Origin of the sequence: Luedemannella flava (assembly GCF_039528515.1) — a bacterium.
In the GTDB taxonomy this organism is placed as follows: domain Bacteria; phylum Actinomycetota; class Actinomycetes; order Mycobacteriales; family Micromonosporaceae; genus Luedemannella; species Luedemannella flava.
The window spans coordinates 1-6,910 of record NZ_BAAALT010000293.1 but is presented as its reverse complement, the minus strand read 5'-3'; the positions used below and the strand labels follow the sequence as shown (position 1 = coordinate 6,910).

The window sequence follows — 6,910 nt, the reverse complement described above, 5'->3', positions numbered from 1 at the left end:
GGGTTCGAACCTTCGTAGCTTTCGCGACGGATTTACAGTCCGCTCCCATTGACCGCTCGGGCAACCCGCCTGGGCTGGCCACACGCTCCCGGATCACGCCGGGCGCGGCAGCGGTAGCAAGGATAACGGTACGACCCCGGGGGCGCGCAAACGGGTACCCCGGTGCGCCGCGCCGGGACCCGAAAGGGGCGCGCCCGGGCGGCGTCAGGCAGGATGGCAAAGGTCCCATCGACGGATGAGTTGCCCAGGAGCGTGTGATTGTGGCGTCGACACCCTCGTTCGACATCGTCAGCAAGGTCGACCGGCAGGAGGTCGACAACGCGTTGAACCAGACCTCCAAGGAGCTGTCCCAGCGCTTCGACTTCCGGGGCGTCAACGCGACGGTGGCGTGGGCCGGCGAGGAGGGCATCGCCCTGCAGGCCGACACCGAGGAGCGGGTCAAGGCGGCGCTGGACGTCCTCAAGGAGAAGCTGGTCAAGCGCAACATCTCGCTCAAGTCCCTGGACGCGGGCGAACCCCGGCAGTCCGGCAAGGCGTACAAGATCGACTGCAAGATCATTCAGGGGATCGACTCCGAGAAGGCCAAGGCGATCTCCAAGAAGATCCGTGATGAGGGCCCGAAGGGCGTGCAGGCCCAGATCCAGGGCGACCAGCTGCGGGTCACGGGCAAGAAGAAGGACGACCTCCAGGAGGTCATCGCCCTGCTCAAGGGCGCCGACCTGGGCGTAGCCCTCCAGTTCACGAACTACCGCTGATCTCCGAACCGGCGCTCGCCAGATGTGAACTTCAGGCGAAGAGGCGCTGCGTCTTTGCAGCCGACTGGGCACAGTTGGCGGGCTGTCACGCTCCGAACGCCGCCAGATGCGCACATCTGGCGAGGTAGGACGTGGGCGCCCTCGCCAGATGTGAGCTTCTGGCGGGCATCCTCGCTCACCGCTCCGCCAACTGTGCGCAGTTGGCAAGCTGGACGGCACGCAGCCTCGCCACATGCGCACAGTTGGCGGAGCCGACCGCACGGCACTCCGCCACATGCGCACAGTTGGCGGAGCCGACCGCACGGCACTCCGCCACATGCGCACAGTTGGCGAGGGAGACCGCACGACCCGCCGCCACATGTGAACATCTGGCGGGTCAGCGGCCCACGGACGCCACCAACCGTGCACATCTGGCGGGGCGGGACACCAACATCGCCGCCACATGCGCACGGTTGGCGACGCGAGACACGGGCACCGCCGCCAGACGCGCACGGTTGGCGGCAGGGAGGCGGCGCCTCACGCCACATGTGCACAGATGGCGAGCGCGGCCACACGCCGGACCCCGCGCGGAAGCTCCGCAGATCCCGCGCAGTGATGAGCCCCTACGCGGGCGCGTCCCCTGGCGCCTCGTCCGCGATCGTCAGGGAGCCTGACGGCCACGCCGCCACCAGCGCCCCGCCGGCCACGCACGCCGCCATGGCCGCGAACGCCCACGGCACCCCGACGTAGTCGACCAGATACCCCGTCAGCGCCCCACCCAGCGCCCCACACGACACCGACACGGTGACGATCCAGCTGTACGCCTCGGTGTGCATCGCCGCCGGCACGATCCGCCCGACCAGCGTGTTAGCCGCGATCATCGCCGGCGCGATGGCGGCCCCGCCGACGATCAGCACAACCGCCATGAGACCCGTGGACGGCACCACAGCGAGCAGCGCCAGGCTGAAAGCCACCGCCGCGAGCAGCCAGCCCAGCTGACGGGCCAGGGGCGTGACGAAGGCCCGCGTGCCGTACCAGGCGCCGCCGAAGGCGCTGCCGAGCCCCCAGACGGCCAGCAGGACGCCGGCGAGCGACTCGCTGCCCGGCCCCGCATGCTGTGAAGCGAACGCGGACACGGCGACCCCGGCGGACCCGAACGACATGCCGAGCGAGCCGGCACAGGCCACCAGAGCGACGAACCCTGCGACCCGCAGCGGGCCGAGCCCGCGTGTCCGAGCGTGCGAAGGGCCGGAAGGCAACCGCCGCATGGCCGGGTTCCCAGCCACGAGCAGGGTCCCGACAAGAGTCACGAAGGCTGCGGCGACCAGGGCCACGCCAGGCCCGGACACAGCGATCAGACCCGCGACCAGCAGCGGGCCGACCACGAAGATGATCTCGACAAGGATGGCCTCCGCGGCCAGCGCCGGTGTGCGCAGCCCGTGCCGGCCCGACCCGGCGGACGTCAGGGCGTTCCACGCCCCCCGCACCGCCCCGGTCAGCGGCGGATAGGTCGCGCCGGCCAGCGCCGACGCACCCCAGATGAGGAGCACCGGCCCGCGCGACGCGACCAGCAGCAGAATGAGCGCCACGGGGTGCGCCACGGCGGTGACGCGCAGCACCGGCGCGGGCCCGAGCCGGTCGGCGAGCCGGCCCACGACCGGGGCGACGGCCGCGCTCGCGAGGGCATAACAGGCGGCCGCGACGGCGGCCGGCGTATACCGGCCGAGAACCCCGGCGACGTGCAGGATCAGCGCCAGGGACGTGATGCCGAGGCCGAGACGCCCGAGCGTGCCGTGGATGAGGAGATTCGGCGCGTGCGGAATGCGCCACACGGCCGCATAACGGGCGATGCCCCGGGCCGCCACGTCGTCGCGGCCCGGGGCATCGGTGTCACGCTGCATCAGGGCAGCGTACGTGCGTCAGCGGTACTGGATGGGGCCGGAGTTGGCGGCCATCTGCTCGAGCCGCGCCACCCGCTGCTCCATCGGCGGGTGCGTGGAGAACATGCTGGCCAGGCCGCCACCCTTGAGCGGGTTGTCGATCATCAGGTGGGCCTGCGAGGCGAGCTGGCCGTCGGCTGGCAGCGGCATGGTCTGCGTACCGTAGTGGATCTTCCGAAGCGCGCTGGCGAGCGCCAACGGGTCGCCCGTCAGCGCGGCGCCGGACTCGTCGGCCTGGTACTCCCGGCTGCGGCTGATCGCCATCTGGATGATCGCGGCGGCCAGCGGGCCGAGGATCATCAGCAGCAGCGCGCCGAGGATGCCGGGGCCGCCCTCGTCGTCGTCGGAGCTGCTCATCGGCAGGAAGATCGCCAGGTTGGCCAGCATCGTGATGATGCCGCCCAGGGCGCCGGCGACCGACGAGATGAGGATGTCGCGGTTGTAGACGTGGGACAGCTCGTGGCCGATGACGCCGCGCAGCTCACGGGTGGTGAGCATGCCCATGATGCCCTCGGTCACGCAGACGGCGGCGTTCTCCGGGTTGCGCCCGGTGGCGAAGGCGTTCGGCTGCGGGGTCGGCGAGATGTACAGCCGGGGCATGGGCTGGCCGGCCTGGGTCGACAGCTCGCGGACCATCGCGTACAGCTGGGGCGCCTCCGCCTCGCTGATCGGGCGTGCGCCCATGGTCCGCAGAGCGATCTTGTCGGAGAAGAAGTAGGTGGCCGCGTTCATACCGATCGCGAAGATGGCGGCGATGAACAGGCCGGCGCTGCCGCCGAACCAGTAGCCGACACCGAGGATGAGCGCGGTGAGCAGGCCCAGCAGGGCAGCGGTCTTGAGTCCGTTGTAGTGCCGGTGCACCGTATGTCTCCTTTACCTGCGAATCACGCTATGGCGTTCAACGCCGGCGGGGGTGGGGTTCCTTCCCCAACAGTGCCCACGACACGTCACAGGCGGCTGTGACTTAGCTGATAGCCGCTCTCAGCCGACGATCACAAGATCAACCGCGGAGAGTACGAGCTGGGGAGCGAACCCCACGACGACCGCTCCGATCGTGACCAGCACCAACGCGACCGCCACCGGCCAGGCGACCCGGGGCCAGGGGGCCTCGTCGGCACCCTCGGGCGACCGGAACAGGGCCAACGACGCCCGCACGTAGTACGCCGCGCCGACCACGGCGTTGAGCGCCACGACCAGGGCGAGCCACCCGGACGCCCCCTCCAGCAGCGACCGCACGACGGTCACCTTGGCGAACAACCCGGCCAACCCGGGCGGCAGGCCGGCGAGCCCGGCCATGGCCAGCACGAACGCGCCCGCGACGAAGGGCCGCCGGCGGGCCGCGCCCCGGTAGTCGTCCAGGTCGCCGCCGTCGGCCGCGCCGCGCAGCGCCACCACGGCCGCGAACGCGCCCAGTTCGAGCAGCACGAACAGCACCGCGTACGCCAGGCTCGCCATCACCGCCCCCCGCAGCGCGTCGGGGGAACGCCCGTCGGCGAGGGCGAACACGCCCAGCGGCGCCAGGATGTACCCGGCCTGCGCGATGGACGACCAGGCGAGCAGGCGCACCATCCGTTGCTGGCGCAGCGCCACGAGGTTGCCGACCGTCATGGTCACCACGGCCAGCGCGGCCAGGATCGGCCCGGCGACGGCCAGCTGCGGCCCGAGCCCCACGACGACCACCAGCAGGATCGCGGCCACGCCGCCGGCCTTCGACGCCGTGGACAGGAACGCGGCCACGGGCAGCGGCGCCCCGTCGTACGTGGCGGGCGCCCAGGCGTGCAGCGGCACCGCCGCGACCTTGAAGGCCAGCCCGACGAGGACCAGCGCCACCGCCGCGGCGGCCAGCGCGGCCATGCCGGGCGGCAGCGAGGCGGCCGGCTGGGCGGGGACGGCGACCACCTCCGTGGTCCCGGCCTCGGCCAGGAGCCGCACCCGCGCCGCGGCCTGGAGCTGCTCCTGGGTCGGACCCGCGTCCCCGCCGGTGAGAGCGGCGGCGAGGCGGTTCAGGTGCACGGTCCCGGTGACGGCGTAGAGCAGGGCCGCGCCGAGCAGCGTGACGGCCGTCGACACCACGGACACGGTGAAGAACGTGACGGCCGCCTGCGCCGAGGCCAGCTCGCGCCGGCGCAGCGCCACGGCCGCGTACAGCGGCAGGGTCAGCGTCTCGATCGCCACGATCAGCGTGATCAGGTCGCGGGAGGCGCCGAGCACGACGCCGCCCGTCATCGCGGCGCCGATCAGGAAGCAGAGCTCGCCCGACGGCGCGACGCCGGCGCGCAGCAGCGGCGCGCAGAGCAGCACGGCGACGAACGCGGCGACCGCGACGGTGACGCCGACGACGGCGGCGAAGTCGTCCCACACGTAGGAGCAGCCGGCCGCGCCACAGAAGCTGGTGCGCGGCCCGGGGACCCACAGGGCGGCGGCGACGGTGGCGGCCGCGCCGAGCGCGGTGACGGTCAGCACCGCGCCACGCCGGCCCACGATCAGGTCGGTGAGGAACGCGAGCAGGGCCGTCCCGGCGGCCGCGTAGGCCGGCGCGAGCGCCACATGGTCGATCACTCGGACACCACCTCGGTCAGCGCCGTCACGGGCGCGTCGGCCACGGCCACCACGAGCGCGGGCGCCAGGCCCAGCACCAGCGCCAGCGCCGCGAGCGGCGCCCACGCCCACAGCTCCGCACCGGTCAGCCGCCCGCGCTCCCCCAGCGCCGCGACCGACGGTGCGGCCGGGCCGTGGGTCACCCTCCGCAACAACCTCAGGAAGTACGCCGCGGTGAGCGCGCCGCCGACCGCCCCGAGCACGCCGAGCGTGGTCCACAGCGGGCCGCCGCGCTGCACGGCCGCGACCACGGCGAACGCCTCGCCCCAGAAGCCGGCCAGCCCGGGCAGGCCGAGCGACGCGATGGCGGCGAACCCGAGCAGCCCGGACAGGCCGGGCGCGGTCTCGCGCAGGCCGCCGAGCGCCGTCAGGTCGCCCGTGTGCGCCCGGTCCTTGACGGCCCCGGCCAGGAAGAACAGCAGGCCGGTGATGACGCCGTGCGCGATGTTCGCGATGAGCGCGGCGCGGATGCCGGCGGGGCTGAGCGTCGCGACGCCGAGCAGCACGAACCCCATGTGCCCCACCGACGAGTACGCGATGAGGCGTTTGAGCTCCGTCTGGGCGAGGCAGACGAGGCTGCCGACGATGATCGCGGCGACGGCGAGCACGCCGAGCGCGGGCGCGACCTCGCGGGCCGCGTCCGGGGCGACCCCGACCGCCACCCGGATCAGCCCGTACGTGCCCATCTTGAGCAGCACGCCGGCGAGGATGACGGAGCCGACCGTGGGCGCCTCGGTGTGCGCGTCGGGCAGCCAGGTGTGCAGCGGCCACAGCGGGCTCTTCACCGCGAACGCGATCGCGAGCAGCACGAACGCGGCGAGCTGCGTCCCGTACGTCATGGTGGCGCCCGCGCCGTCGCTCAGGGTCACCAGGTCGGCGGTGCCGGCGCCGGCGACGACGGTGAACACGCCGACGAGCAGGAGCACCGAGCCGAGCAGGGTGTAGAGGACGAACTTGCGGGCCGCGTGGCGGCGTTCCGGCCCGCCCCAGATCGCGATGACCGCGAACATGGGCAGCAGCACGACCTCGAAGAACACGAAGAACAGCACGAGGTCCAGGGCCAGGAACGTGCCGAGGATGCCGACCTCGATGACGAGCAGCAGGGCCGCCAGGTGACGCCCGTGCCGCCCGCCCGGCACCCGGGCGACGGTGAACCCGGCGCACAGCAGCGTCAGCAGCGCGGTCAGCACCACGAGCGGGTAGGAGATGCCGTCGACGCCGAGGTGCCAGCTCAGGTCCAGCGACGGCACCCAGGCGACGTTGACCTCCTGCCAGGGGCGCAGGACGCCGAAGCGCGGCGGGTGCCGGTCGACGGCGAGCAATGCGGCGGCCACGAACGTGACGGCGGCCGCGACGGTCGCCACGATCCGGCCCGCCCGGTCGAGCCGGGCCGGCAGCAGGGCCGCGACCAGCGCCCCGAGCGCGGGGACCAGCAACACGACGTTCAGCACGTCACCACCACCCCTGCACGATCGCGACGGCGGCCAGGCCGACGATGGCGGCGCCGCCGAGCACGGCGGTCAGGGCGCGCGGCACGCCGCCCCGGTGCGCCGCGGCGACGGCCGTGCCCAGCTCCACGGTGCCGTTGGCGGTGCCCTCCACCACGCCGTCGACCAGGGACTCGTCGGCGCGGCGGGC

5 protein-coding genes and 1 pseudogene are annotated in these 6,910 nt (G+C 73.1%); 1 reads left to right on the top strand and 5 read right to left on the bottom strand.

Annotated features, from left to right (window positions below; all coding sequences use genetic code 11):
* Window positions 1–260: 260 nt before the first annotated feature.
* The gene (locus ABD211_RS32455; protein ID WP_344140262.1) at window positions 261–755 is read left to right on the top strand and encodes a YajQ family cyclic di-GMP-binding protein; all 495 of its coding nucleotides are present in this window, start codon (window positions 261–263) and stop codon (window positions 753–755) included.
* A 602-nt stretch (window positions 756–1,357) separates the two neighbouring features.
* Here ABD211_RS32455 and ABD211_RS32450 read toward each other — a convergent pair.
* The 5 genes and pseudogenes from ABD211_RS32450 to ABD211_RS32430 all read right to left on the bottom strand — a co-directional run.
* A complete protein-coding gene (locus ABD211_RS32450; RefSeq protein ID WP_344140260.1) occupies window positions 1,358–2,635 on the bottom strand; it encodes an MFS transporter in 1,278 nt (425 codons plus the stop codon).
* Between the two features lie 18 nt (window positions 2,636–2,653).
* Window positions 2,654–3,535 carry a zinc metalloprotease HtpX gene (gene htpX, locus ABD211_RS32445; RefSeq protein ID WP_344140259.1) on the bottom strand — a complete coding sequence of 294 codons (882 nt, stop codon included), beginning with the start codon at window positions 3,533–3,535 and terminating at the stop codon, window positions 2,654–2,656.
* Window positions 3,536–3,655: 120 nt separating this feature from the next.
* Window positions 3,656–5,233 carry an NADH-quinone oxidoreductase subunit N gene (locus ABD211_RS32440; RefSeq protein ID WP_344140257.1) on the bottom strand — a complete coding sequence of 526 codons (1,578 nt, stop codon included), beginning with the start codon at window positions 5,231–5,233 and terminating at the stop codon, window positions 3,656–3,658.
* Complete coding sequence (locus ABD211_RS32435; RefSeq protein ID WP_344140255.1) at window positions 5,230–6,723, bottom strand: complex I subunit 4 family protein; 1,494 nt, start codon at window positions 6,721–6,723, stop codon at window positions 5,230–5,232. Before ABD211_RS32435 ends, ABD211_RS32440 begins: the two co-directional genes overlap by 4 nt.
* A gap of 1 nt (window position 6,724) precedes the next feature.
* Window positions 6,725–6,910: pseudogene (locus tag ABD211_RS32430) on the bottom strand (NADH-quinone oxidoreductase subunit L); the annotation flags it as partial.

Coding starts and splice junctions, on each gene's coding strand:
- ABD211_RS32450 (WP_344140260.1), bottom strand. CDS start 2,635: ATGCAGCGTGACACCGATGCCCCGGGCCGCGACGACGTGGCGGCCCGG.